A 25,143-nucleotide genomic window follows, 5' to 3' on the forward strand; every position below is an offset into this window, starting at 1 on the left:
CCTTACCCTTTCATCACGTTGACGTCTTCAACCTCGATGGTGCCGCGGGCGCGGAAGAACACCACCAGGATTGCGAGGCCAATCGCCGCCTCGGCGGCGGCGACGGTCAGGATGAACATCGCGAACACCTGCCCCACCAGATCGTTCAGGTAGGCCGAGAAGGCCACCAGATTGATGTTCACCGCCAGCAGCATCAGCTCGATCGACATCATGATGACGATCACGTTTTTGCGGTTCACGAAGATGCCGAAGATGCCGATCACGAAGAGTGCGGCGGCAACGCCCAGGTAATGTGTCAGTCCGATCATTTCGTCCCTCGTTCGTTCCGCCTTTGGCGGCTTCTTCGTCCTGTCTCGGTCACCAGCCCGCGCCAACGCTGCCGGGGTAGAAAACCCCGCAGCCGCAGCCAAGGTTGTAATCATGCAGCGGCGCGGCCTCGTCGTTGGAAATGCCCACCTGCCCCGGTATCGTCACCACTGCGGCGTTGATGAACCGCGCGCCCACCGCATGCGCGGCGATTTCGGCCACCGGCATCGGTCGCCCCGCCGCCGCGCCACCACGCAGTTGCGCCTCGAGCTGCTTCCAGACATCGCCTTCGGGAACCGGGCTCATCGGTCCTTCGGTCGGCCCCGGCCCGAACACCACCGCCTGTGCCCCGGCGCAATCGGCAACGATCATGCTGACGCGGCCATAGCAGGCGTTGCCCTCGAAGTAGTATTGCACAACGAAGCCGCCGCCCAGATCCTCGGCATCCGAGATGCCGCGCGCCATATAGGCGTCATCGTTGTGGTAGATGCCGCAAACGCCATCCCGCTGCACCGTGCCCGCCAACAGCGGGACCGGCGAGCAGGCCAGCGCCGGGCTGGCGAGCATAGCGGCCAGAGCCGCTATTATGGGCCTCGTCGCTGTCACAACCCCTGCCCCGGCTTCACATCCTTCAGGTGCATCTGTTCGCCCGGCTTGCGGTAGATCTGGGTCAGCGCATCCTGCCGCTTCACGTCGGGCCGGTGCCGCATGGTCAGAAGGATCGCGCCGATCATCGCCACCAGCAAGATCACCCCGGCCGCTTGAAAGAGGTAGAGGTAGCGGTCATAGAGCAGCCCGCCGAGCGCCGCGGTGTTGGTCACGCCATCGGGTGTGGGCGACATCCTGAGCGCGGTGGCGCTTTCGGTCACTTCCCAGGCACCAAAGGCCATGCCGAGCTGCAAGAGCATGATGACCCCGATCAGCAAGCCAAGCGGCGCATAGCGTGCCAGCTCGCCCTTCAGCGTCTCGAAGTCGATGTCGAGCATCATCACCACGAAAAGGAACAGCACCATCACCGCGCCGACATAGACGACGATCAGCAGCATCGCCACGAACTCGGCCCCCAGCAGCACGAAAAGCCCGGCCGCGGAAAAGAAGGCGAGGATCAGCCAGAGCACCGAATGCACCGGGTTTCGCGACACCACCACCATGAAACCGGCCACCACCGCCGCAATGGCAAAGAGGTAGAAGGCAAAAGCAAACACCGTCATGCGTTATCCTCCGCTTCGCCAAAGACGCCCTGGGCAATCTCCAACGCCTTGGTCATGGCGGGCACGCCGCCGAACATGCTCATCTGAAAGATCACTTCCGCGATCTCGCGCTCTGTCGCCCCGGCCGCAAGCGCGTGGCGAATGGTCAGCCGCAATTGCGGCTCGGCCTGGGCACCCAGCACCGTCAGCGCCGCGATCGTCACCAAAAGCCGGGTTTTCGCATCCAGCCCCTCGCGGTTGAAGGTCTTGCCAAACCACAGCTCCATCATGTCTTTCGACATGGTGGGGAAAAGCTTTTCAAAACCGACGGGCTTGAAGCTTTCCAGCCCCGGAAAGGCCCGCGCCATTTCCTGGCCCTGCTCCAGCATCTGTTTGAACAGCTTGGCGAATTCCTCGTTCATCTGTAGGGGGCGTCCATTTCGAGGTTGCGCGCAATGGCCACTTCCCAGCGCGCGCCGTTGTCCAGGAGCTTGGCCTTGTCGTAAAACAGTTCTTCGCGGGTTTCGGTGGTGTATTCGAAGTTCGGCCCCTCGACGATGGCATCGACCGGGCAGGCCTCCTGGCAGAAACCGCAATAGATGCACTTGGTCATGTCGATATCGTAGCGGGTGGTGCGGCGGCTGCCATCTTCGCGGGGTTCCGCGTCGATGGTGATCGCCTGCGCCGGGCAGATCGCCTCGCACAATTTGCAGGCAATGCAGCGCTCCTCGCCGTTGGGGTAACGGCGCAGCGCATGTTCGCCGCGAAAGCGGGGCGAAAGCGGCCCCTTTTCATGTGGATAGTTGAGCGTGTCCTTGGGGCCGAAGAAATATTTTATCCCCAGCCCGAAGCCCTTGAAGAGGTCAAAGAGCAGGAAGTATTTGGTTGCGCTTACGTAGTCGAATGCCATGATCCGCCCCCCCCTTCAGCTACCGACCGCGAAGCGCGCCCAGAGGCCGCCCAGCACTTCATATTTCGCAAGGAACGCCACGATCACCACCCAGCCGAGCGACAGCGGCAGGAACACCTTCCAGCCGATCCGCATCAACTGATCGTAGCGGTAGCGGGGCACCAGCGCCTTGACCACGGCAAAGAAGAAGAAAAAGAACCACATCTTGCCGACCATCCACCACCAGCCATCGGCGATGCCGGGAATGGGGCTCAGCCAGCCGCCGAAGAACAGCACCGAGAGAAGGCCGCACATCAGGAACATGGCGATGTATTCTGCGGCCATGAACAAAAGGTAGGGGGTCGAGGAATACTCGATCATGTAGCCCGCAACGAGCTCCGATTCCGCTTCGACCAGATCGAACGGCGGGCGGTTGGTTTCGGCCAAGGCCGAGACGAAGAACAGGAACACCATCGGCAAATGCGGCAGCCAGTACCAGTTGAAAAAGCCGTAGCTGCCTTCCTGCGCGCGCACGATGTCGGAAAGGTTCATGCTGCCGGTCGAAATGATCACCCCGATGATGATCAGGCCAATCGAGACCTCATAGGAAATCATCTGCGCCGCCGAGCGGATCGACGAGAGGAACGGGTATTTCGAGTTCGACGCCCAGCCACCCATGATGATGCCGTAAACACCCATCGACGAAATCGCGAAGATGAACAGGATCGCCACGTTGATGTCGGCCATCACCCAGCCTTCATCAAAGGGGATCACCACGAAGGCAAAGATCGCCAGGCACATCGACAAAAGCGGCGCAAGGAAGAACACGAACTTGTCGGCCCCGGCGGGAATGACGATTTCCTTGAACACGTATTTGAACGCATCGGCAAAGGATTGCAGCACCCCCCATGGCCCAACCACGTTCGGCCCGCGCCGCATCTGCACCGCCGCCCAGACCTTGCGGTCGTAATAGACCAGAAACACCAGCCCGATCATCACATAGGCGATCATCGCCAGTCCCTGAGCGAGGATCACGATGAGAGTTCCCAGCGGTGTTGCGAAAAATTCAGCCATGATCCCTGTCCCTCAGACCGTCGGTATTCCCTGATCCGCGCAATCGGCCACCGTCACTTCCGCGTCGATGGTCCGCAAGCCGCGGGGCAGCGCGGGCGAGATGGTGTAAACCGCATCTGCCCGCCAGACGCCACCCGTTTCAGATACATTCGTGCGCAGATGCCGCGCAAAGCCATAGCCGCGGATCAGCGCGTATTGCGCCGCAGCACAGGTCGCATAAGCCACCACCGCCGCCTCGTCCGCCGTGCCGCCCGAAACGGCAACGCTGAAGTTGACCAGATCGCCCTCCAGAAGCTGGGTCGTGACCCCGGAATAGACCGGGCGCGACGCGGCATCGGGGGCCGCGGCATCAGCGCAGGCCGCCAGCCCGGCCAGAAGGCCGGTCAGCGCCAGTATCCGCATGAGGCCGCCCTGACCCATCATTCCGCCGCCATCGGTTGCGACCCGCGCGACGCGGCAAGGGCCGAACACTCGGCCATCACCGTGCTTGCCCGCGCAATCGGGTTGGTCAGGTAGAAATCCTTTACCACCAGCCGGAAATCGGCCTTGCCAAGGTCGCGCAGCGGCAGCGCCTGCCAGCCGTTTTCGGCGACCGCATCGATCTCGCCCAGGTGCGGATGCGCCGCAACCAGTGCCCGGCGCAGGCCCGTCAGGCTGTCCCACGGCTGCTTTGCCCCCAGTTCGGCGGAAAGCGCGCGCAGGATTGCCCAGTTTTCCTTGGCCGCCCCCGGCGCAAACCCGGCGCGATAGGCAAGCTGCGGCCGCCCCTCGGTGTTGACGAAAAGCCCGTCTTCCTCGGTATAGGCAGCGGCGGGCAGGATGATGTCGGCGCGCATCGCGCCCCGGTCGCCGTGGCTGCCCTGATAGATCACCAGCGGGCCACGCGCGATTTCCACCTCGTCCGCGCCAAGATTGTAGATCACCTCCACGCCCTTGGTCGCCTCGATCAGCCCGCCTTCGGCGGTTGCCCCCACATCCATCGCGCCCACCCGGCCAGCGGCGGTGTGCAGCACCAGCAGTTTTGCCTTGCGCGCCGCGGCAATCCGCATCGCTTGCGCCAGCACCGCCTCGCCGTCGGCCTCGTTGATCGCACCCTGACCGACGATGACGATGCCCGGCCCGGTATCGGGCGCGGCCTCTTCCGCCAGTTTCGCATGCGCCAGAAGCGCCGCCCGGTCGGTGCCGAAATGGTGGTATGCATAGGTCAGATCGACCGCCTTGCCGATCAGCCCGACCTCGGCCCCCGCCACCCAGGCCTTGCGGATGCGGGCATTGAGCACCGGGCTTTCGTTGCGCGGATCGGTGCCGATCAGCAAAATGCCCTTGGCGCTGTCGATATCCTCGATCTTCGCGGTTCCGACATAGGCCGAGCGGTTGCCCGCCGGCAGCCGCGCCCCGTCAACCCGGCATTCCACCGCGCCGCCAAGCCCTTCGACGAGGGCCTTCAGCGCGAATGCCGCCTCGGTCTGGACGAGATCGCCCACCAGACCCAAAACCTTTTTGCCCTTCATCGCCTTGGCAGCGGCGGCCAGCGCCTCGGCCCAACTGGCCTTGCGCAGCTTGCCAGCTTCGCGGACGTAGGGCGTATCCAGCCGTTGCCGCCGCAAACCGTCCCAGATGAAGCGGCTCTTGTCGGAAATCCACTCCTCGTTCACGCCGTCATGGTTGCGCGGCACGATGCGCATCACCTCGCGGCCCTTCACATCAACGCGGATGTTGGCGCCAAGGCCATCCATCACGTCGATCGATTCCACCTTGGTCAGCTCCCACGGGCGGGCGGTGAAGGCGTAGGGCTTGGAGGTCAGCGCGCCTACCGGGCAAAGGTCGATGATGTTGCCTTGCAGGTTGCTGTCGAGCGTGAGGCCCAGATACGAGGTCACTTCCGCATCTTCGCCGCGCCCGGTCTGGCCCATCTGGGTGATGCCCGCGACTTCCGAGGTGAAACGCACGCAGCGGGTGCAGGAAATGCAGCGGGTCATCGCGGTGGCAACCAGCGGCCCGAGGTTCAGGTCGGTCGAGGCGCGTTTCGCTTCACGCGAGCGGGAAAAATCGACCCCGTAGGCCATCGCCTGATCTTGCAGGTCGCATTCGCCGCCCTGATCGCAGATCGGGCAATCGAGCGGGTGGTTCAGCAGCAGGAACTCCATCACCCCTTCACGCGCCCGCTTGACCATCGGCGTGTTGGTCTTGACCACCGCAGGCTCGCCATTCGGCCCCGGGCGCAGGTCTTTCACCTGCATCGCGCAGCTTGCCGCAGGTTTCGGCGGCCCGCCGACCACTTCGACCAGACACATCCGGCAGTTGCCGGCAACGCTCAGCCGTTCGTGGTAGCAAAACCGCGGCACCTCGATGCCCGCCACTTCCGCCGCCTGAATGAGGGTCAGCGCCGGGTCAACCTCGACCTCGATCCCGTCGATGATGAGTTTTCTGAGGTTTGCCATTGCCTTACTCCGCCGCCATCGCGCTCAGTCGACCCGTCTTGCGGGCCTTGATGCGGTCTTCGATCTCGCCCCGGAACTGCCGCACGAGGCCCTGAATCGGCCAAGCCGCCGCATCCCCTAGCGCACAGATGGTGTGGCCCTCGACCTGCTTGGTGACCGACAGAAGCATGTCGATTTCTTCAAGCTCGGCCTCGCCGCGCACCAGCCTGTCCATCACCCGCATCATCCAGCCGGTGCCTTCGCGGCAGGGCGTGCACTGACCGCAAGACTCGTGCTTGTAGAACTTCGACAGCCGCCAGATCGCCTTGATGATGTCGGTGGACTGGTCCATCACGATGATCGCCGCAGTGCCAAGCCCCGATTTCGCATCGCGCAGCCAGTCGAAATCCATCAGGGCTTCGTCCGATTGCGCCGCGTTCAGCATCGGCACCGAAGACCCGCCGGGGATCACCGCCTTGAGGTTGTTCCAGCCGCCGCGCACCCCGCCCGCGTGCCGTTCAAGGATCTCCTTCAAGGGCGTCGACATCGCGTCTTCGACCACGCAGGGGTTGTTCACATGGCCCGAGATGGCGAAAAGCTTGGTGCCGGTATTGTTCGGCCGCCCGAAACCGGAAAACCAGGTCGCCCCGCGCCGCAGGATGGTTGGCACCACGGCGATGGATTCGACGTTGTTCACCGTCGAGGGGCAGCCATAAAGGCCCGAGGCGGCGGGGAACGGCGGTTTCATCCGCGGCATGCCCTTTTTGCCTTCAAGGCTTTCCAGCATCGCGGTTTCCTCGCCGCAAATATAGGCCCCCGCGCCGTGGTGCAGGTAAAGCTGGTAGTCGTAGCCCGAGCCGCAGGCGTTCTTGCCGATCAGCCCCGCGTCATAGCATTCGTCGATCGCTGCCTGCAGCACCTCGCGCTCGCGGATGTATTCGCCGCGAATGTAGATGTAACCCGCATCGGCCCCCATGGCGAAACCGGCGATCAGCGCGCCTTCGATCAGGGTGTGCGGATCATGCCGCATGATCTCGCGGTCCTTGCAGGTTCCGGGCTCGGATTCGTCGGCGTTGACGATGAGATAGGACGGGCGGCCATCAGACTGCTTGGGCATGAACGACCATTTGAGCCCGGTGGGAAAGCCCGCGCCGCCCCGGCCGCGCAAACCGGAAGCCTTGATCTGATCGACGATCCAGTCGCGCCCCTGCGCCAGTATGCCCGCCGTGCCATCCCAGTGCCCGCGCTTGCGCGCACCGGCAAGGCTGCGGTCGTGCATCCCGTAAAGGTTGGTGAAGATCCGATCCTGATCTTTCAGCATATCAATTCCCTCAATGCCCTCTGCGGCGTTGCCGCCGCCAGATGCGCCATGTCACGACCAGCGCCCAGATGAACGCGGCACCCGCCGCAAGATCGGCAAGCAGCACATAGCGGATATTCCACCCGCCCCGCGCCGCCAGCCATTGCACCGCCACCCAGACCAGCGCGGCAACGGCGATGACAAGCGCCACCAAGCGCATCTCGCCCCCTTGCCGGTTTGGTCCAAGGCTGTGCCGCATCATTCAGTGCCCTTGTAAACGTCGCCCTCGGCGACCCGGCGCGAAAACGCGGTGGCACCGCCCGCAGAAAGCGTTTTCGCCTGCTCTACCCAGCCATCGCGCACGATCCGGCCGGAGAAGCCTTCAAGCCTTGCGTCAATGGCCTCGATATCCTTCGGCCCCCATGCGGCGATCTGGTCGTAGTGCCAGATGCCGTTGGTATTGAGCAGTTTTTCGAACTTCGGCCCGACGCCCTTGATCGCCTTCAGATCGTCGGCCTTGCCGCCACGCGGTTCGGCGAGCAGCTCCGGCGCGCCGTCCACCGTTGCGGCGGCTGCGGCTGCGGCAGCGCGGGCCTGGCGGGCGGCGCGGCGGGCCGCGCGCGCTTCGCGCTCCGCCTTGGTCAGCTTCGGCTTTGCAGGCGCATCGGTGGCGGTCGCGGCAGCTTCGGCGGCTGCCTGCTTGCGGCGCGCGACGCGCGCGGCGCGCAAGGCGGCGCGGTCAGGTGCCGGGGACGCGGGCGCGATCTCGGCGGCTTGGGTGACGGCATCTGCGGTGACTGCGGCTTCGGACCGGGCTTGCACCGGCGCTGCGGTCGGGGCGATGGGCGCGGCCTCTGGCTCGGGCAAGACGGCGGCTTCCGGCGAAACTTCGGGTTCCGGCACCGCTGCCACCTCCGGCGGAGCTTCCGGTGCCTGCGGCACCGCAGCTACCGCGCTGGCCACCGCTTCGGCCTTTGCCGAACCGCGGCAGAAGGCGAGGACCATGCCAGCACCGGCGAGCACAAAAACCGACAGCCCCAAAAACGCCGCCGGGGCCAGTGCCATGTGCAGCGCCAGACGCAACAGCGCCGCGACGGCAACCCCTGCCACCGCCCCGGCTATCCAGCAATTTCTCGTGCAAACTGTCATCTGTCCCTCGCTCCGGCTCTCTGGCCTGTTTGCTCACTTGTCCTTGTCGTAAAGCCCTTCCTTGCGCGCCCGCGCTGCAAATTCGGTCACCGCCCCGGTTGCGAGCATCTTGGCCTGCTCAACCCAGCCATCGCGGCTGGCGCGGCCCTTGAAACCTTCGAGATTGTCATCGACCCAGGCGAGTTCGGCGGCGCTCCAGTCGGCGATCTGGTCGTAATGGAAAAAGCCGAGGCTGTGCAGCAGGGTTTCGAGCTTTGGCCCGACGCCCTTTATGAGCTTGAGATCGTCGGCAGTGCCGCCGCGCGCCACCGCCAGCACGGCGGGCTTGGCCAGCGCCGTCGAGGGGGCAGCCGCGGGTGCCGGTGCCGGTGCGGGCCTCGTCGCCTGGGCGGGCGCAGCCGCAGCTTTCGCCGCGCCAAGCCAAGGCGTCAGCACCGGCACCTCGCTGCCGTCGATGCGCTTCACCGTATCGCCCAGTTTGAGCGCCTGCGTCACCGTGGCGTTATGCGCCGCCTTGCCCTCGGTGCCTGCGGTCAGCGCGGTCAGCCCAGCGGCGGGCTCGGCAGCATAGCGGCCGGTTTGCGAACCGGGTTGCGGCACCCGCCCGGCAGCGAATTCATCGAGAATGCGGGCAAAACTTTCTGCGGTCAGATCCTCGTAATAATCCTTGCCGATCTGCGCCATCGGCGCGTTGGCGCAGGCACCGAGGCATTCGACCTCTTCCCACGAAAACTTGCCATCGGCCGAAAGCGTGTGCGGCGTCGGCGCGATGCGTTCGCGGCAGACGGCATAAAGGTTTTCCGCCCCGCAGATCATGCACGAGGTGGTGCCACAAATCTGGATATGCGCAACTGAACCAACGGGTTGAAGCTGAAACATGAAGTAGAATGTGGCCACTTCGAGCGCCCGGATATAGGCCATGCCCAGCATGTCGGCCACATGTTCGATGGCGGGCTTGGTCAGCCAACCCTCCTGCTCCTGTGCGCGCCACAAAAGCGGAATGATCGCGCTGGCCTGGCGGCCTGCGGGGTATTTGGTAATCTGCGCCTCGGCCCATTTCAGGTTGGCGGGGGTGAAGGCAAAGCTTTCGGGTTGGTCGGCGTGAAGGCGGCGCAGCATCAGCGGTCAATCTCCCCGAAGACGATGTCGAGCGAGCCGATGATCGCGGAGATATCGGCCAGCAAATGGCCCTTGGCCATATGATCGATGGATTGCAGGTGCGGGTAGCCGGGCGCGCGGATTTTCGCGCGGTAGGGCTTGTTGGTGCCGTCAGCCACCAAATAGACGCCAAATTCGCCCTTGGGTGCCTCGATGGCGGCGTAAATCTCGCCCGCGGGCACATGGAAGCCTTCGGTGTAAAGCTTGAAATGGTGGATCAGGCTTTCCATGCTGGTCTTCATGTCGGCGCGCTTGGGCGGCGTCAGCTTGCCGCGCGCCAGCACATCGCCTTGCCCTTCGGGCGCGCGCAGCTTGGCCACCGCCTGCTGGATGATGCCGATCGACTGGCGCATTTCCTCCATCCGGCAAAGGTAGCGGTCGTAGCAGTCGCCATTTTTGCCAACCGGCACCTGAAAGGCGAATTCGTCATAGCATTCATAGGGCTGGGCGCGACGCAGATCCCAGGCGAAGCCCGAGCCGCGCACCATCACGCCGCTATAGCCCCAGTTCTGGATATCATCCTCGGTGACCACGCCGACATCGACGTTACGCTGCTTGAAGATGCGGTTGTCGGTCAGAAGCCCGTCGATATCCTGCAGCATCTTCAGGAAACGCGGGGCCCATGCCTCGACATCGTCAAGAAAATCTGGCGTCACATCCTGATGCACCCCGCCGGGGCGGAAATAGGCCGCGTGCATCCGCGCGCCGCTGGCCCGTTCGGAAAAGTTCATCAGCTGTTCGCGGTGGTCGTAAAGCCAAAGCTGCGGCGTCAGCGCGCCAACGTCGCCCGCCTGCGAGCCGACGTTCAGCAGGTGGTTCAAGAGCCGCCCCATTTCCGAAAAGAGCACCCGCAGCAGGCTGGCGCGACGCGGCGCCGCAACCCCCGTCAACCGCTCGATCGCCAGGCACCAGGCGTGCTCCTGATTGATCGGGGCGACATAATCGAGTCGGTCGAAATAGGGCAGGTTCTGCAGATAGGTGCGGCTTTCCATCAGCTTTTCAGTGCCGCGATGCAAGAGGCCGATATGCGGGTCGGCGCGTTCCACCACTTCGCCGTCAAGCTCCAGCAGCATTCTCAAAACACCATGCGCCGCCGGGTGTTGCGGCCCGAAGTTGATGTTGAAATTGCGGATCTTCTGCTCGCCGGTCAGGGCTTCGTCAAAGCTGCCATCCATCGCGTCCACCTTCATCCGTTTCGCCAAAGCGGTCCCGCTGGGGGTCGCCCGGTCTCAGGCTTTCTTCTCGTCGCCGGGAAGCACGTACTCCGCCCCTTCCCAGGGGCTGAGAAAGTCGAACTGCCGGTAATCCTGGGCCAGCTTCACCGGTTCATAGACCACCCGCTTCAGCGCTTCGTCATAGCGCACCTCGACATAGCCCGAGGTCGGAAAATCCTTGCGCAGCGGGTGCCCGGCAAAACCGTAATCGGTCAGCAGGCGGCGCAAATCGGGATGACCTGCAAAGAGGATGCCGAACATGTCGAACACTTCGCGCTCATACCAGCTTGCGCCGGGGAAGACCCCGGTGATGGTCGCAACCTGTTCATCTTCGCGCAGCGCAAGTTTCACCCGGATGCGGTGGTTTTGATACATCGAGAGCAGGTGATAGACGACATCGAAGCGCGCCGCGCGCGTCGGCCAATCGACGGCAGTGATATCGACGAGTGTCGAAAACTTGCACGCCGAATCTGCCCGCAAAAATTCGATGAAGCCGGCGATGCAGTTTGGCACCACCGTTACCGTCAGCTCGCCGTTGGCGATGCTGGTCTTCAGCACCTCATCGGGGCGGCGCATCTCGATATGGGCGGCCAGTTCCTTCAGGGCTTCGGACATGACTTTCTCCCCTCAGCGGACCAGAGTGCCGGTGCGACGGATGCGCCGCTGCAATTGCAGCACAGCGTAAAGCAACGCCTCGGCGCTTGGCGGGCAGCCCGGCACATAGATATCGACCGGCACGATCCGGTCGCAGCCGCGCACCACCGAATAGCTGTAGTGGTAATAGCCACCGCCATTGGCGCACGAACCCATGCTGATCACATAGCGCGGCTCTGGCATCTGGTCATAGACCTTGCGCAGCGCCGGGGCCATCTTGTTGGTCAGCGTGCCGGCCACGATCATCACGTCTGACTGGCGCGGCGAGGCGCGGGGGGCAAAACCATAGCGTTCCGCATCATAGCGCGGCATTGCCACATGCATCATCCCGACCGCGCAGCAGGCCAGGCCGAAGGTCATCCAGTGCAAGCTGCCGTTGCGCGCCCAGGCGATGATATCCTCGACCGAGGTCAGCACAAAGCCCTTGTCCTGCAACTGATCGTTAAGCGCAGCGGTGGCCGCATCCATAGCCGGGGCTGCTTCGGCGGGCTTCGAGATCACGCCCATTCCAGCGCTCCCTTTTTCCATTCATAGGCAAAGCCCACGGTCAGCACCCCGAGGAAAACCATCATCGACCAGAAGGCGACCGTGCTGAGCGAGCCGAAGGCCACCGCCCAGGGAAACAGGAACGCCACTTCGAGGTCGAAGATGATGAACAGGATCGACACGAGGTAAAACCGCACATCGAATTTCATCCGCGCGTCGTCCATGGCGGGGAAGCCACATTCATAGGCCGACACTTTCTCCGGGTCGGGGTTGAACACCGCGATCACCGCCGCCGCCGCGATCAGGACAATGCCAAGCGCGAAGGACATGAACAGGAAAATGATGATGGGAAGGTATTCTCGCAGCAGATCGTCCACTGGTGGCTCCCTCTTTCCGCGAGGCGGGCTCGCGCAGGTTCCGGTGAGCGTGGTTTAGCGGGGTGGCTTGCCGGGGTCAACCGAAGCCGGTGCGGAATGCACGGCTTTCGCAAGGCTGTTGCAGGGCGGATTGCGGCGTTGCCGACACCGCCCGTGTCGGCGCGTGGCAGCCGCCCCCGAACCGCAGCCGCCCAGGCCATGCCAGCTTCATCGGCACCGCCAGAAACAGGCGCGACGCGGCCGCAGTTCCGGCAAGGGTTCAGACGGTAATGGCTGTGATTGCGCTACCTTATATTGCCCAATCGGGCCTGCGCTTGCCAAAAAACGCGGCAATGCCCTCGACCGCCTCGGGGCTTTCCCAGCGTGCCACGAGGCCCGCGATCGAGGCCTCGATAATTTCGGCATCGATGCGCGGGCCAAGCGCACGGGCTTGCGCCTTGGCCTCGGCCACCGCCCCCGGGGCACAGGAAAGGTAGGGAACCACCTCCGCCTCGATCGCTGCATCAAGCGCCTGCGGCGCTACGACGCGGGCAAGAAGATTGAGCTGCACCGCCTCATCGGCATCAAAAAGGCGCGACGACATGAAGACCCGGCGCGCCAGTGATTCCCCCATGCGGGCAAGCACATAGGGGCCGATGGTGGCGGGAATCAGCCCAAGCCGGGTTTCGGTAAAGCCAAACCGGCTGCCAGCGGCACCAATTGCGACATCGCAGACCGCCATCATGCCGACGCCGCCGCCGAAGGCGTTGCCGTGGACGCGCCCGATCACCGGCTTGGGGCAGGTGTTGAGCGCGTTGAGCATGCCCGCCAGCGCGCGCGCGCTTGCCGCACGGGTCTTGGCATCAGCGCCGATCTGCGCCTGCATCCAGGCCAGATCGCCCCCGGCGCAGAAACTCGGGCCGTCGGCGGCCAGCACCACCACCCGCACCGCCGGGTCGGCACCAAGCGCCTCTGCCGCGCCGGTCAGCTCGGCGATCATCGCAGCGGAAAGCGCGTTGTGCTTTTCCGGCCGCGCCAGCACCAGCCGCGCCACGCCGCGCGCATCCCGTTCCATACGGATCGTTTCGCTCATGCGCCGTCCCCCTTGCTGCGCAGGCCCCGCGCGAATGCCGCCGCCTTGGCCAGAACTGCGGCATCAAGCCCGGTCTCATAGCCCAACTCCGCCAGACGCGCGGCAACCGCTTCGGTCGCCACATTGCCTGCGGCACCGGGCGCATAGGGGCAGCCACCAAGCCCCCCCACCGCGGCATCGAAAACCCGCAGGCCGAGCGCCAGCGAGGCTTCGATATTGGCGAGCGCGCGGCCGGCGGTGTCGTGATAGTGCCCGGCCAGCCGCTCGGGCGGCAGTTCGTTCAGCACCGCGCGCAGCATCGCGCTGATGCTTTCTGGCCGTGCCTGGCCGATGGTATCGCCCAGGCTGACCTCGTAGCAGCCAAGCGCCCGCAGCGCCGCCACCACCCGAGCCGCCGAAGCCGGTTGGGTTGGCCCGTCAAAGGGGCAGTCGGTGACCATCGAAACATAACCGCGCATCGGCACCCCGTCATTGCGCGCCGATGCAGCCACCGGGGCGAAGCGCGCAAGGCTTTCCGCGATGGTGCAGTTGAGGTTCGCCTGGCTGAAACCTTCCGAGGCAGAGGCAAAGATCGCCACCTCATCGGCCGCCGCCGCCCGCGCCGCGGCATAGCCCCTGAGGTTCGGCGTCAGCGCCGCATAGCGCACCCCGGGCGCGCGGGTGATGCCTGCCAGAACTGCGGCAGAATCGGCCATTTGCGGCACCCACCTGGGGCTGACGAAACTTGCCACCTCGATGCGACGGAACCCGGCGCGGCTGAGCAGATCGACCAGCGCCACCTTTTCAGCGGTGCTGATCGGCCGTTTTTCGTTCTGCAAGCCGTCGCGCGGCCCGACCTCGAAAATCTCGACCCGCTCAGCCATGGCCTGGCTCCGGTGCCGGGTAGAAATCTTTGGCGTAGATCTGGCTCAGCCCATCGCGCGCCAGCGCGCGGCGGTAGGCCGGGCGTTCCGCCAGCCGCGCCAGCCAGGCCGAGACCCGAGGCAGCGCATCGAGCCGCACGAAGCGCTGCCCGATGATCGCCCCGTAGCTGACCGCAATATCCACCGCCGAAAACCCTGACGGCAGAATGAACGGGTCCGACAGGCCCCGCTCGACAACCTCCAGCGTCTTGCGCAGCCGCGCCGCTTCCAGCCGCATCAGGGTCGGGCTGCGCATCCAGTCTTCGCGCAACACCACATGTTGCTGGGTCAGGTTCGCCACATGTGCCGCAATGGTTTCAGCATAATGCAGCCATTCAAGCCAGTCTGGCCGCTCCGCCGCGGTGCCCTGCAACGCGCTGCGGGTTTCACACAGATACTGGGTGATCGCGCCGCTTTCAAACAGCGACCGCCCGTCGATCTCGAGCGCGGGCACCCGGCCTGCGGGTGAAATTGCCAGATAGTCGGGCCCGCGCAGCGACTTGTCGAAAAAGGAATGCTCCACGACCTCGAAGCTCAGCCCCAGTTCTTCCAGCAGCCAAAGGATGCGGAAACTGCGCGACTGGGGAACATGATGCAGGCGGATCATTCGACCAGCTCCAGCCGGATCAGTGCCGCCCCTGCCTCGACCTGCGCGCCCGCCGCCGTCAGAACCTCGGCAACGCGAGCAGCGCGGGCCGCCAGCAACGTGTGCTCCATCTTCATCGCCTCCAGTATCGCCAGCCGCTCGCCCGCCGCAACCTCCTGCCCCGGCACCACGAACACCGCCTTCACCAGGCCCGGCATCGGAGCCAGCGTCAAGCCGCCGCCACCCGATACTTCGGCCACCCGCGCCAGCGGGTCAACCGCGTTGAAATGATGCGCGCCGGCGGCGAAAACGCTGATCCCGCCGGCGTGGGTCACGACATGCGCCCCGGTGCTTGCGCCATCGACCCACCAGCCGTCTGCGTTCAGCACGCAGTCATGGTCGGTGCCATCAAGCGCGACCGTGATCTGGCCGGGTGCCCGCACCACCAGCGTCGCCATGTGCCCTTCCAGCAGCACCGCGCGACGCAACGGCGACCAGAGCGTGAAGCCGCCCATCGGCCCCGCCCCTCGCTCCAACCCCGCCGCGGCAATCGCCGCCAGGGCCACCACCGCAGCCGCAGGCGCGGGCGCAGCCGCAAGCGCCGCCAGATCGCGGCCGATGAGGCCGGTATCCACCTCGCCCACCCGGAACCCCGGGTGCCGCGCCAGTGCCGCGAGAAAGCCGAGGTTGGTCACCGACCCCGCCACTTCGGTTGCCTCGAGCGCACGGCAGAGTTGGGCCAGCGCCACCGCGCGGCTGGCCCCGTGCACCGTCAACTTGGCAATCATCGGGTCATACCAGGGGCTGATGGTATCGCCCGCGCGCACCCCGGTATCGATGCGCGCACCCGGCGGAAACGCCAGATGGGTGAGCGTGCCGGTGGCGGGCAGAAACCCCGCAGGCACATCCTCGGCATAAAGCCGCGCCTCGAAGGCATGGCCGCTGATGCGCAGGTCTTCCTGCCGCGCGGGAAGCGGTTCGCCCGCGGCGACGCGCAACTGCCATTCGACCAGATCGACGCCGGTGATCGCTTCGGTCACCGGGTGCTCGACCTGCAACCGGGTGTTCATTTCCATGAACCAGAAACGGTCGGGCCGCAGCCCCTCGGAGGCGTCCACGATGAATTCCACCGTGCCCGCACCACTGTAGCCGATCGCCTCGGCGGCGCGCACCGCCGCCTGCCCCATCGCGGCGCGCATCTTGGCCGTCATGCCGGGGGCCGGGGCCTCCTCTATCACCTTCTGGTGGCGGCGCTGCAACGAGCAGTCGCGCTCGAAAAGATGCACCGCGCGGGTGCCATCGCCAAACACCTGCACCTCGATGTGGCGTGGCTTTTCAACGTATTTCTCGACCAATACGGCGGGGTTGCCAAAGGCTGTCGCGGCCTCGCCCTGCGCCGATGCCAGCGCTTCGGCAAAACCCGCGGCATTTTCAACCCGCCGCATGCCCTTGCCGCCGCCACCCGCCACCGCCTTGATCAGCACCGGATAGCCGATCTTCGCGGCTTCGCGCGCCAGATCGGCCGGGTTCTGCCCGGCACCGTGATAGCCCGGCACCACCGGCACCCCGGCCTCTGCCATCAGCCGCTTGGCCGCATCCTTCAGCCCCATCGCCCGGATCGCATTGCCCGAGGGACCGATGAACACCAGCCCCGCCGCCGCTACCGCATCGACGAAATCGGGGTTTTCGCTGAGGAACCCGTAGCCCGGATGGATCGCTTCTGCCCCGCTCGCCAGCGCCCCCGCGATGATCCGGTCGCCGCGCAGATAGCTTTCGCGCGGTGCCGGGCCGCCGATATGCACCGCTGCATCCGCCATTGCCACATGCCGCGCGCCGCGGTCGGCATCGGAAAAGACCGCCACCGTGGCCACGCCCATGCGGTGGGCCGTGTCGATCACCCTGCAGGCAATTTCGCCACGGTTGGCGATCAGGATTCTCGTGAACATCCCCTTGCCTTTCCTTCACTTTGCCAAGCCGGGGGGCCTGCCCCCCGGTCCCCCCGGGATACTTGCCCTGAAGCATCCGGCCTGCTTCAGAAGAAAATATCCCCGCCGGAGGCAAGATTTCTACATCCGGAACAGCCCGAAGCGCGTCGGTTCGATCGGCGCGCAGAGGCTGGCGGAAAGCGAGAGTGCGAGCACCTCGCGGGTCTTGCGCGGGTCGATGATACCATCGTCCCAAAGCCGGGCAGAGGCATATAGCGGGTGGCTCTGGCGCTCGAACATCTCGATGGTGGGGCGCTTGAAGGCGGCTTCCGCATCGGGCGACCAGCTGCCGCCTCCGCGCTCGATGCCATCACGCTTGACGGTTGCCAGCACCCCCGCCGCCTGCTCGCCGCCCATCACCGAGATACGCGAACTGGGCCATGTCCAGAGGAAGCGGGGCGAATAGGCGCGCCCCGCCATGCCGTAGTTGCCCGCACCGAACGAGCCGCCGATCAGCAGGGTGATCTTCGGCACATTGGTGGTGGCGACAGCGGTGACAAGCTTGGCACCGTGGCGCGCGATGCCCTCGTTCTCGTATTTGCGCCCGACCATGAAGCCGGTGATGTTTTGCAGGAACACCAGCGGGATAGCACGCTGCGAACAGAGTTCGACGAAATGCGCGCCCTTTACCGCCGCGTCGGAGAAGAGCACGCCATTGTTGGCGATGATCCCGACCGGGCAGCCCATCACATGGGCAAAGCCGGTGACCAGGGTTTCGCCGAAGCGCGGCTTGAACTCGTCAAAGCGCGAGCCATCGACCACGCGGGCAATCACCTCGCGGATGTCGTAGGGGGTGCGCAGGTCGGCGGGCACCACGCCGAGGATCTCCTCGGGGTCGCAAGCAGGGGCTTCCGGGCTTTGCCAGACCACGGTTTCGGGCTTGCGGCGGTTGAAATGACGGACCGCGCGGCGGGCAAGCGCCAGCGCATGGCCATCATCTTCGGCGAGGTAGTCGGCAACCCCCGAAAGCCGCGTGTGCACATCGCCGCCGCCAAGGTCTTCCGCCGACACCACCTCGCCGGTAGCCGCCTTGACCAGCGGCGGCCCGGCCAGAAAGATCGTGCCCTGATTTTTCACGATAATGGTGATGTCCGACATTGCGGGCACATAGGCCCCGCCCGCCGTGCACGAGCCCATCACCACGGCGATCTGGGGAATGCCTGCCGCGCTCATACGCGCCTGGTTGTAGAAGATGCGGCCGAAATGGTCGCGGTCGGGGAAGACCTCATCCTGATTGGGCAGGTTGGCACCGCCCGAATCGACCAGATAGATGCAGGGAAGGTTGCACTCGGCGGCGATTTCCTGCGCGCGCAGATGTTTTTTCACCGTCATCGGGTAATAGGTTCCGCCCTTCACGGTGGCATCGTTGGCCAGCACCATGACCTCGAGCCCATGCACCCGGCCGACCCCCGCGATCAGCCCCGCGCCGGGGGCGGCACCTTCGTACATGCCATGCGCCGCGGTGGCACCGATTTCAAGAAACGGCGCGCCGGGGTCCAGAAGCCCCGCCACCCGCTCGCGCGGGGCCATCTTGCCGCGCGCGGTGTGGCGCGCCACGGCGGCAGCACCGCCCCCGCCCGCTGCAAGCGCCGCCGCGTCAGCGGCGACTTTCAGCGCCGCGAGATGCGCCGCGCGGTTGGCAAGGAAGGCGGCGGAGGTAGGCAGGGCGGAGGAGGAGAGTTTCATTTCTTTCCTTCTTCACTAGGGGAAAGTCGTATTTTCATGCTTTGCCTGCGAACCATTTTACCTGAGGTGAAACCATGCGGAAAAGTGAGTTCAACGTTTTGTTCGCCATTCATTCTAGCGAGACGATAATTGCGTATCGCATTACTCAACAACGCAATAAGGAAAATTCTCGCCTTGTCCTCCTCTGGAATGATTTCTTCTGTATGATAAGATATCTCGAGAGATGGTTTTTTCTCTGACCACTCAATCCAGTTGATACCATCGAGCGGAACGTTGCTCACGGTCTTTCCCGTTTCAGGATGTGTCAAAGTCATCTTGAAACCCGTTCCGAACGAAAACGGCTTACCATGTTTGAAAGCGTTTATTGCCCCCCGAGAGCGAAGCATTTCGGCTTCCTCCACAACCAAATTTGCTATTTCGTGTCGCCCGAGTCTTGTCATCCAATCAGGGTCGCCGCTAATGCGGTATGACAACCAGGAGGTGAAATCAAACGCCCTGTTTTTTCGACTTAGATGAAATTTGCGCGGAACTTTGCGATTCGCAAGGTCGTCAAAAACCTTGTTCATCTCATCATACCTCAAAGTCGAAGCCGCACGCGCAAAAGGACCGAAGGGAGGACCTGAAACAATTAGCAACACCAATGTCTCTGCGGCAAAATAGCGAAAGACGCGCGCTAGTGACGAAATGTGATCGCTACGCTTTTTCTCTGAAGCCTGAAGCTGCCTAATTATTTCATGATCCAGTAACTCATCACCTTCGTCGTTCTGAATTTGGAAGGTGTCCAGCACGCCATTTGACATCGCTTCAAGCGTCACATAGTGAAAAAACGGATCAAATCCCTCGAGGAACTGTCTTTCAAGGCCGTCCACCATCGACTTGACCCTGTCTGGCTTCATCTCACCCTCCCACCAGTTCCCGCCCGATCAGCATCCGCCTGATCTCGCTGGTCCCCGCCCCGATCTCCATCAGTTTCGCATCGCGAAAGAGGCGCGAGACCACGGAATCGTTGAGGAACCCGGCACCGCCAAGCGCCTGCACCGCCTGATGCGCCTGCACCATCGCCTGTTCGGAGGCGTAAAGCACCGCCCCTGCCGCGTCTTCGCGGGTGACCTTGCCACGGTCGCAGCTGCGGGCAACCTCGTAGACATAGGCGCGGGCGGTGTTCATCGCCACATACATGTCGGCGATCTTGGCCTGCATCAGCTGGAAATTCCCGATCGGCTGGCCGAACTGCTGACGTTCGCGCGCGTAGGGCACCACCTCGTCAAGGCAGGCGGCCATGATGCCAAGGCCGATGCCGGACAGCACGAGGCGTTCGAAGTCGAGCCCCGACATCAGCACCCGCACACCCTTGCCCTCGGTGCCCAGAACGTTTTCGAACGGCACTTCGCAATTGTCGAAGAAAAGCTGCCCGGTATCGGAACCGCGCATGCCGAGCTTGTCGAAATGCGGCGAGGTGGAAAAACCGCTGAAACCGCGCTCGACGATGAAGGCGGTGATGCCCTTCGAACCCGCCTCCGGGTCGGTCTTGGCATAGACCACCAGCACATCCGCGGTAGGGCCATTGGTGATCCAGTATTTGTGGCCATTGAGCACATAGTAGCCGTTGCGCCGCTCGGCGCGCAGCTTCATGCCGACCACGTCCGACCCGGCACCGGTTTCCGACATCGCCATGGCACCGACGGTTTCGCCGGAAACCAGACCGGGAAGGTAGCGGCGCTTTTGCGCGTCGGTGGCGTTGATCTTGAGCTGGTTCACGCAAAGGTTCGAATGCGCGCCGTAGGATAGGCTGATCGAGGCGGAAGCGCGGGCAATCTCTTCGGTGGCCACGACATGCGCAAGATAGCCCATCCCCGCGCCGCCATATTCCTCGGCTACGGTGACACCCAGAAGGCCGAGCGCGCCCATTTCGCGCCAGAGTTCGGGCGGAAAGGTATTGGTGCGGTCCACCTCGGCAGCGATCGGCTTCAGCCGTTCCTGCGCCCAGGGCTGCACCATCTCGCGCAGCGCGTTGACATCTTCGCCCAGATCGAAGGCCATGCCACCGGTGAACATTCCCTCGCCCCTCCCGCTTTATTGAACGTGTGTTCAATTTATGCTCCAGCCAAGTGGGTCGCGTCAAGCGGGCAAATCGGAGCAGCAAGCGGGGGGCGGCGCAAGCAGATTTGCCAGTCGGAAACGGCGGCCGAGCGCCGGTCAGCCGCCGGACAAGGACGCGGCCCTGGCCGCTGGCAGCGCCGGAGCAAGGCGGCGCGCCAGCTTTGCCTCGGGGTCGGGGCCAACCTCGGCGCGCAGAACCGCGCCCAGCGCGCGCGCCGCATCGGCAATGGCGGGGTCGGAGCAAGCGGCGAGCACCAATTCGACAATCGCGCCCGCGCGGCGTTCGGGCCGCCAGAGCAGGCGCGCAATGCCTGCGGTTTCGGCGCGGCGCGCGTGGAAAAGCTGTTCAAGATGTTGCGGCAACGCCACCTGCGGTAACCCCGCCAGTGCCGCCATCGACAATGTGCCGTGCTGGCCCGCGCTCAGCACCAGACGTGCGCGGGCGGCGATTTCGGCGGGGTGCAGCGGGGTCGGGGAGATTTCCATTCCCGAGGCCGCAAGCCGCGCCAGCACCTCGGGCGCGGCACCGGGCAGGTAGCCAAAACGCGGCAACGGCAAGGCCGCAAGCGCATCAGCCACCTCGGGGTCGGCAAGTTCCTGAGTTGAGAAATAGGCGAAAACCGCAGTACCGCCGACCGCCTCCGGCACCCTGCCCCCGGTCTCGGGGGGCAGCAGGCTGCCGGGTGGGCGCAGGGCCGCGTAGGGGTCGAGAAAGGCAAAACTGCGTGGCACGACATGATCGGCGGCATAAAGCGCGGGCAGGCGCGGCAAGGGTGCCAGACCCTGTTCGGTGCCAATGCGATTGAGCAGCGCCAGAACCTCGGGCTCGGGGTGGATGACGCGGTCTTGGTCAGCCAGAAGCTGTGGAAAACGGTCGAGTTCATGCGGCGGCAGGCCGTAGCCGGTGCCGGTGGCGACGGTGACGATCTGCCAGCCCTCGGCCTGAAGCCCCTGCGCGGCGCGCAAGGCCAGTGGCGCATAATCGGCGACCAGCAGCGAAATGTCTTCGTCAACGATCAGTTTGCGCCAGAAGGCAAGGCCGCGCCGCACCGCAGCTTCGCGCGCAAGGCCGCAGGCGGCCAGGTAATCGCCCCAACTTGCATTGCCCTCAAGCGCCGGGTTCGCGCGCGCCTCGGGCGCATAGCGCAGGGCGGGAGCTTGCAGAACCCGCGCGCCAAGCGCAGCCAGAGTGCCCGCATGGCGCAGGCTCGGCAGCGCGGCCAGCAGCGGCAAACCCGGACCAAGCGCCCGCGCCACCGCGGCAAGCGATGTCACATGGCCACGCCCCGCGCCCATTTCGCTTGCCAGCAACAGCCGCGGCGGGCACGCCGCGGCGGAGCCGCGCCCGCCCTGCCCTGCTGTCATGCCCTAGAGACCGCCGCAGCCACCGCCTTCGTCATCATCATTGCCCGCGTCCGCGAGTACCGTGCCGGTGTCACACACCGCACCCGCCACCCAGGCCCCGGCCCCGCCGTAGGTGCTGCGCGCCCAGGCCACGGCGCGGTCGGGATCGAAGATGATCGAGCGCGTCAGCCCGTTTTCGCCGATGCCGTGAACCCGGATATTGCCGTTCACCTCGACCATCAGCGCGGGCACATAGCTGCCATCGGTCAGCACCGTGCAGCGCGATACCGTCGCCGCTTCGGCACCCAGAGTCGTGGAAATGAGAATGCCGCCGACAAGGGCGCTGCGGCGGATGATTTCTGAGGCGGATGCCATTTCTAACCCCTTCTGGATACTCTGCACTTCGGCACCGGGCTGCGACGAATTGTCAGATTGTGGCTCCCGGCACCGCCGCTCAGCGAAACACGCGAAAACTCCACCTGTCAAGCACCCGCGCTTGCCAGGCCGGTCCTCGCTCGGCTAGTCTCCGACTTTGTGGGCTGCCGCCAGGCGCAGCCGGTGCCGACCCAAACGGAGCCCGGATGCTCATCTCCCGGATCGATCGCCAGCCCGCGCGCCGAGAACCGCTGGTGCTCGCCGTGTTCTCGTTTCGCCACGATGCGCATCTGGTGCCCGGCTTGCTCGCCAACATCGCGCCGCTGGCGCACGGCCATGTCGCCTGGGATGACCGCGACGCAGAAGCGGCGCTGAGTTCGGAACCGATGCGGCGCAACCTGCTTCTGGCGGAGGCGCGCCGACTTGGCGCGCGCTGGATCCTTGCCGTAGATCCTGATGAGCGCTTTGAGGATCGGTTTGCGGCGCGGCTGCCCGAGATGCTGGCTTTGGGCGAGGGCAACCTCTGGCACTTCAACCTCTGCGAGATGTTTTCGCCGCGCGCCTGGCGCTCCGATGGCGTCTGGGGGGGCAAATCGCTGATGCGGCTGTTTCCCGCGGTCGCAGCCGGGGCAGAGCTTTCCGTGCCGCTGCATGCGGGCTGGGTGGCCGAAGGCGACGGCTTCATGCGCCGCGCCGCGGGGGTGAACCTTTATCATCTGCGCATGGCCACGCCCGCGCGGCGGCGCGCGCGCCGCGCGCTTTATGCCGCCGCCGACCCCGAGCGGCGGTTTCAGCGCATCGGCTATGACTACCTCGATGACGAACGCGGCATGGTGCTGACGCCGATCCCCAAGGGGCGCGACTTCAGCCCGGCCTTTGTCGAAGACCATGGCCTTTGGGCAGCCGATCCCGGCATGGTTGGCACGCCGGTGCCTGACCCGCTGGAGGCGCGACTTGCCTATGTGGCGCAAGCGGCGGCCAAGGCGGGTCAGGCCGCGGCGTTTCACGCGATGCAGGACCTCTGCGCCGCAAGCCCCGCCGATGACGATCTGCCCCATGTCGCGGCAAGTCTTGCGCTGACCGCGGGGCTTTTGCCGGAAGTCGAGGCTCTGACCGGAGCGATGCTGGCACGCGACGGGGCCGACCTGCATGCCCGCATGCTGCGGGCGCGGGCGCGGCTTCGCGCCGGGCAAAGCGCCGGGGCAGCCGAGGATATTGCCAGCCTTGCCCGCGCCTTGCCTGATTGCGCGTTGGTGGCCGACCTCAGCGCCGATCTGGCCCGCCCCGGGGCCGATTTCGCAGCACCCGGTGCGCAGTGGCGGCGCTGGGTGGCGGGCGCGGCAGAGTGCCGTGAAGGCACCGGGGTCGTGTCGGCCGACATCGCGGTGATCGTGCTTGGCTTTCGCGCCCAGCCAGAGCTTGCCGAAGCCGTGGCCTCGCTTTTGGCACAGGACGCGGCGGCCGAGATCGTGGTGGTCAACAGTGGCGGCGGCGCGCCCGAGGCGGTGCTGGCGGAGCATCTCGACCGGATCCGGCTGATCGCGGTCGAGGAGCCTTTGCGGGTCGGGGCGGCGCGCAATATCGGCATCGACGCCTCGCGGGCACCCATCATCGCCTTTCTGGCAGGCGATTGCACGGCGGCACCGGGTTGGGTATCGGGGCGGCTGGCGCGGCATCGCGCGGGCGCGGCCACGGTTTCGACCCCGGTGCTTGCGATGCCGGGTGCGGGCCTTGTGGCGCGCGCCGCGAACCGGCTGAAATACTGGGTGCGCAGCCCGACCACGCCGCTGGCAGAGGTCTCGCATTTCGGGCGTTCCTATCCGCGCTGGCTATTTGCCGAGGTCGGGGCATTTCCGCCCGGCCTGCAAGTGGCCGAGGATGACGCGCTGAACCGGCTTGCCGATACCGTGGCCGCCCCGCCGGTCTGGGCACCCGAGATTGGCACCCGGCACCGCGACCCGGCGCGGCTTTGGCAATTGCTGGCCGACCATCGCGTGCGCGGCGCGCGTCGGGCCAGCCATCCGCCGTTTCGTGCAATGGCGGGCAAAGCCGATGCCTCGACACGCCTTGCCGCCGACATGGCGGCGCGGCTGCGCGGCGGCTGGCGCGCAGTGGATTCCGACCCCGCGCTTTCGCCGCCAACCCGCTGGGCGATGAAGCTGGTGCAATGGCTCGCCGCCCGCGCTGACCGCAGCGGCGTGGCCGCCGCGCTGAACCGTCTCGCAACTTCAGATGCCGCCCTCGCGCGGGCCTCGGGCGACCCGGCAGCGGTGCTTGCAATGCTGCGCGCCGCAGTCGCGGGCGACTCCGAAAGCTGGCGCAAGGCGCTGGCGCTGGGGCGGGCCGAAGCGCGGGCGGGCAACACGACTGCCGCCGAGACGGCGCTGCGCCGCGCCCAGGCGCTCGCGCCGGGGTCGCAGGAACCGCTCGCGGCGCTGCTGGCTTTGGTGGCCGCAGAGCATGGCGCGGTGGCCGCGCTTGACGCGGCAGAGCGGGCAGCGCTCGCGGCACCGCGCAGCCGCTTCCATTGGCAGCTTGCGTCAGATGCGGCGCGCGATGCGGGCCAGCCGACGCGGGCACTTGCCCATGCGCGCCGCGCGCTTTGCCTGGCCCCTGATCTGGCCGCTGTCCACCAGATGCTCGCCAGTCTGCACGGTGCCGCAGCTGAAGGAAAGATGGCGGCATTTCGCAGCCTTGCCAGCACCCGCTTGCAGGCCGCCGCCGCGCGGCACCGGGCACGCTAGTGTTCGACACCTGACGCAGGATTCCCGCCGGTGCCATGCTGTGGCATAGTCGGAGGATGAGACGCTCCGACATCTGCCTTTTCCTTGGCCCCGCCGACCGCGCTGAGCTTCAAGCTCTGCTGACCAACCGCA

26 protein-coding genes are annotated in these 25,143 nt (G+C 65.4%); 1 reads left to right on the top strand and 25 read right to left on the bottom strand.

Annotation, left to right across the window (positions count from 1 at the left end; all coding sequences use genetic code 11):
- Nucleotides 1-2: 2 nt before the first annotated feature.
- The 25 genes from nuoK to Q8J98_RS06415 form a co-directional block, all read right to left on the bottom strand.
- On the bottom strand, nucleotides 3-308 hold the full coding sequence (nuoK, locus tag Q8J98_RS06295) for an NADH-quinone oxidoreductase subunit NuoK (RefSeq protein ID WP_305185287.1): 306 nt from the start codon (nucleotides 306-308) through the stop codon (nucleotides 3-5).
- 49 nt (nucleotides 309-357) lie between these two features.
- The gene (locus Q8J98_RS06300; RefSeq protein ID WP_305293619.1) at nucleotides 358-873 is read right to left on the bottom strand and encodes a hypothetical protein; all 516 of its coding nucleotides are present in this window, start codon (nucleotides 871-873) and stop codon (nucleotides 358-360) included.
- Between the two features lie 35 nt (nucleotides 874-908).
- Nucleotides 909-1,517 carry an NADH-quinone oxidoreductase subunit J gene (locus tag Q8J98_RS06305; protein WP_305185289.1) on the bottom strand — a complete coding sequence of 203 codons (609 nt, stop codon included), beginning with the start codon at nucleotides 1,515-1,517 and terminating at the stop codon, nucleotides 909-911.
- A complete protein-coding gene (locus tag Q8J98_RS06310; protein WP_305293620.1) occupies nucleotides 1,514-1,918 on the bottom strand; it encodes a carboxymuconolactone decarboxylase family protein in 405 nt (134 codons plus the stop codon). Before Q8J98_RS06310 ends, Q8J98_RS06305 begins: the two co-directional genes overlap by 4 nt.
- Complete coding sequence (gene nuoI / locus Q8J98_RS06315) at nucleotides 1,915-2,406, bottom strand: NADH-quinone oxidoreductase subunit NuoI (RefSeq protein ID WP_305293621.1); 492 nt, start codon at nucleotides 2,404-2,406, stop codon at nucleotides 1,915-1,917. Before nuoI ends, Q8J98_RS06310 begins: the two co-directional genes overlap by 4 nt.
- A 15-nt stretch (nucleotides 2,407-2,421) precedes the next feature.
- Nucleotides 2,422-3,459: an NADH-quinone oxidoreductase subunit NuoH gene (nuoH, locus tag Q8J98_RS06320; protein ID WP_305185292.1), complete on the bottom strand. Its 1,038-nt coding sequence runs from the start codon at nucleotides 3,457-3,459 to the stop codon at nucleotides 2,422-2,424.
- 12 nt (nucleotides 3,460-3,471) lie between these two features.
- On the bottom strand, nucleotides 3,472-3,879 hold the full coding sequence (locus Q8J98_RS06325) for a hypothetical protein (protein WP_370868067.1): 408 nt from the start codon (nucleotides 3,877-3,879) through the stop codon (nucleotides 3,472-3,474).
- Nucleotides 3,879-5,900, bottom strand: coding sequence for an NADH-quinone oxidoreductase subunit NuoG (gene nuoG, locus Q8J98_RS06330; protein ID WP_305293622.1), 2,022 nt, complete (start codon nucleotides 5,898-5,900; stop codon nucleotides 3,879-3,881). Before nuoG ends, Q8J98_RS06325 begins: the two co-directional genes overlap by 1 nt.
- A 4-nt stretch (nucleotides 5,901-5,904) precedes the next feature.
- Nucleotides 5,905-7,200 (bottom strand): NADH-quinone oxidoreductase subunit NuoF, encoded by a 1,296-nt coding sequence (gene nuoF / locus Q8J98_RS06335; protein WP_305293623.1) that lies wholly within the window; start codon nucleotides 7,198-7,200, stop codon nucleotides 5,905-5,907.
- A gap of 10 nt (nucleotides 7,201-7,210) precedes the next feature.
- Nucleotides 7,211-7,441 carry a DUF5337 family protein gene (locus tag Q8J98_RS06340; protein ID WP_305293624.1) on the bottom strand — a complete coding sequence of 77 codons (231 nt, stop codon included), beginning with the start codon at nucleotides 7,439-7,441 and terminating at the stop codon, nucleotides 7,211-7,213.
- The gene (locus Q8J98_RS06345) at nucleotides 7,438-8,328 is read right to left on the bottom strand and encodes a hypothetical protein (RefSeq protein ID WP_305293625.1); all 891 of its coding nucleotides are present in this window, start codon (nucleotides 8,326-8,328) and stop codon (nucleotides 7,438-7,440) included. The genes Q8J98_RS06340 and Q8J98_RS06345 overlap by 4 nt, the downstream gene beginning before the upstream one ends.
- 33 nt (nucleotides 8,329-8,361) lie before the next feature.
- Entirely contained in the window at nucleotides 8,362-9,447 is a 1,086-nt protein-coding gene (nuoE, locus tag Q8J98_RS06350; protein ID WP_305293626.1) for an NADH-quinone oxidoreductase subunit NuoE, read from the bottom strand.
- Complete coding sequence (locus Q8J98_RS06355) at nucleotides 9,447-10,661, bottom strand: NADH-quinone oxidoreductase subunit D (RefSeq protein ID WP_305185371.1); 1,215 nt, start codon at nucleotides 10,659-10,661, stop codon at nucleotides 9,447-9,449. The genes nuoE and Q8J98_RS06355 overlap by 1 nt, the downstream gene beginning before the upstream one ends.
- Before the next feature lie 54 nt (nucleotides 10,662-10,715).
- A complete protein-coding gene (locus tag Q8J98_RS06360) occupies nucleotides 10,716-11,315 on the bottom strand; it encodes an NADH-quinone oxidoreductase subunit C (RefSeq protein WP_305185298.1) in 600 nt (199 codons plus the stop codon).
- 12 nt (nucleotides 11,316-11,327) lie between these two features.
- Nucleotides 11,328-11,861, bottom strand: coding sequence for an NADH-quinone oxidoreductase subunit B family protein (locus tag Q8J98_RS06365; RefSeq protein ID WP_305293627.1), 534 nt, complete (start codon nucleotides 11,859-11,861; stop codon nucleotides 11,328-11,330).
- Nucleotides 11,852-12,217, bottom strand: coding sequence for an NADH-quinone oxidoreductase subunit A (locus tag Q8J98_RS06370; RefSeq protein ID WP_305185300.1), 366 nt, complete (start codon nucleotides 12,215-12,217; stop codon nucleotides 11,852-11,854). The genes Q8J98_RS06365 and Q8J98_RS06370 overlap by 10 nt, the downstream gene beginning before the upstream one ends.
- 289 nt (nucleotides 12,218-12,506) lie before the next feature.
- Entirely contained in the window at nucleotides 12,507-13,289 is a 783-nt protein-coding gene (locus Q8J98_RS06375) for a crotonase/enoyl-CoA hydratase family protein (RefSeq protein WP_305293628.1), read from the bottom strand.
- Nucleotides 13,286-14,152, bottom strand: coding sequence for a hydroxymethylglutaryl-CoA lyase (locus tag Q8J98_RS06380; protein ID WP_305293629.1), 867 nt, complete (start codon nucleotides 14,150-14,152; stop codon nucleotides 13,286-13,288). Before Q8J98_RS06380 ends, Q8J98_RS06375 begins: the two co-directional genes overlap by 4 nt.
- Nucleotides 14,145-14,798, bottom strand: a complete 654-nt coding sequence (locus tag Q8J98_RS06385; protein WP_305293630.1) for a glutathione S-transferase family protein — start codon at nucleotides 14,796-14,798, stop codon at nucleotides 14,145-14,147. Before Q8J98_RS06385 ends, Q8J98_RS06380 begins: the two co-directional genes overlap by 8 nt.
- Nucleotides 14,795-16,723 (bottom strand): biotin carboxylase N-terminal domain-containing protein, encoded by a 1,929-nt coding sequence (locus Q8J98_RS06390; RefSeq protein WP_305293631.1) that lies wholly within the window; start codon nucleotides 16,721-16,723, stop codon nucleotides 14,795-14,797. Before Q8J98_RS06390 ends, Q8J98_RS06385 begins: the two co-directional genes overlap by 4 nt.
- A 120-nt stretch (nucleotides 16,724-16,843) precedes the next feature.
- The gene (locus tag Q8J98_RS06395; RefSeq protein ID WP_305293632.1) at nucleotides 16,844-18,448 is read right to left on the bottom strand and encodes a carboxyl transferase domain-containing protein; all 1,605 of its coding nucleotides are present in this window, start codon (nucleotides 18,446-18,448) and stop codon (nucleotides 16,844-16,846) included.
- On the bottom strand, nucleotides 18,445-19,344 hold the full coding sequence (locus Q8J98_RS06400) for a hypothetical protein (protein WP_305293633.1): 900 nt from the start codon (nucleotides 19,342-19,344) through the stop codon (nucleotides 18,445-18,447). The genes Q8J98_RS06395 and Q8J98_RS06400 overlap by 4 nt, the downstream gene beginning before the upstream one ends.
- A gap of 1 nt (nucleotide 19,345) precedes the next feature.
- Nucleotides 19,346-20,503 carry an acyl-CoA dehydrogenase family protein gene (locus tag Q8J98_RS06405; RefSeq protein ID WP_305293634.1) on the bottom strand — a complete coding sequence of 386 codons (1,158 nt, stop codon included), beginning with the start codon at nucleotides 20,501-20,503 and terminating at the stop codon, nucleotides 19,346-19,348.
- A gap of 141 nt (nucleotides 20,504-20,644) precedes the next feature.
- Nucleotides 20,645-21,913 carry a glycosyltransferase gene (locus tag Q8J98_RS06410; protein ID WP_305293635.1) on the bottom strand — a complete coding sequence of 423 codons (1,269 nt, stop codon included), beginning with the start codon at nucleotides 21,911-21,913 and terminating at the stop codon, nucleotides 20,645-20,647.
- A 3-nt stretch (nucleotides 21,914-21,916) separates the two neighbouring features.
- Entirely contained in the window at nucleotides 21,917-22,267 is a 351-nt protein-coding gene (locus Q8J98_RS06415) for a hypothetical protein (protein ID WP_305293636.1), read from the bottom strand.
- Nucleotides 22,268-22,473: 206 nt separating this feature from the next.
- On the opposite strand from Q8J98_RS06415, the gene Q8J98_RS06420 reads away from it, so the two are divergent.
- Entirely contained in the window at nucleotides 22,474-25,011 is a 2,538-nt protein-coding gene (locus tag Q8J98_RS06420) for a glycosyltransferase (RefSeq protein ID WP_305293637.1), read from the top strand.
- Nucleotides 25,012-25,143 lie beyond the last annotated feature (132 nt).

It is taken from the genome of Phaeovulum sp. (assembly GCF_030684035.1).
Classification (GTDB): domain Bacteria; phylum Pseudomonadota; class Alphaproteobacteria; order Rhodobacterales; family Rhodobacteraceae; genus UBA6213.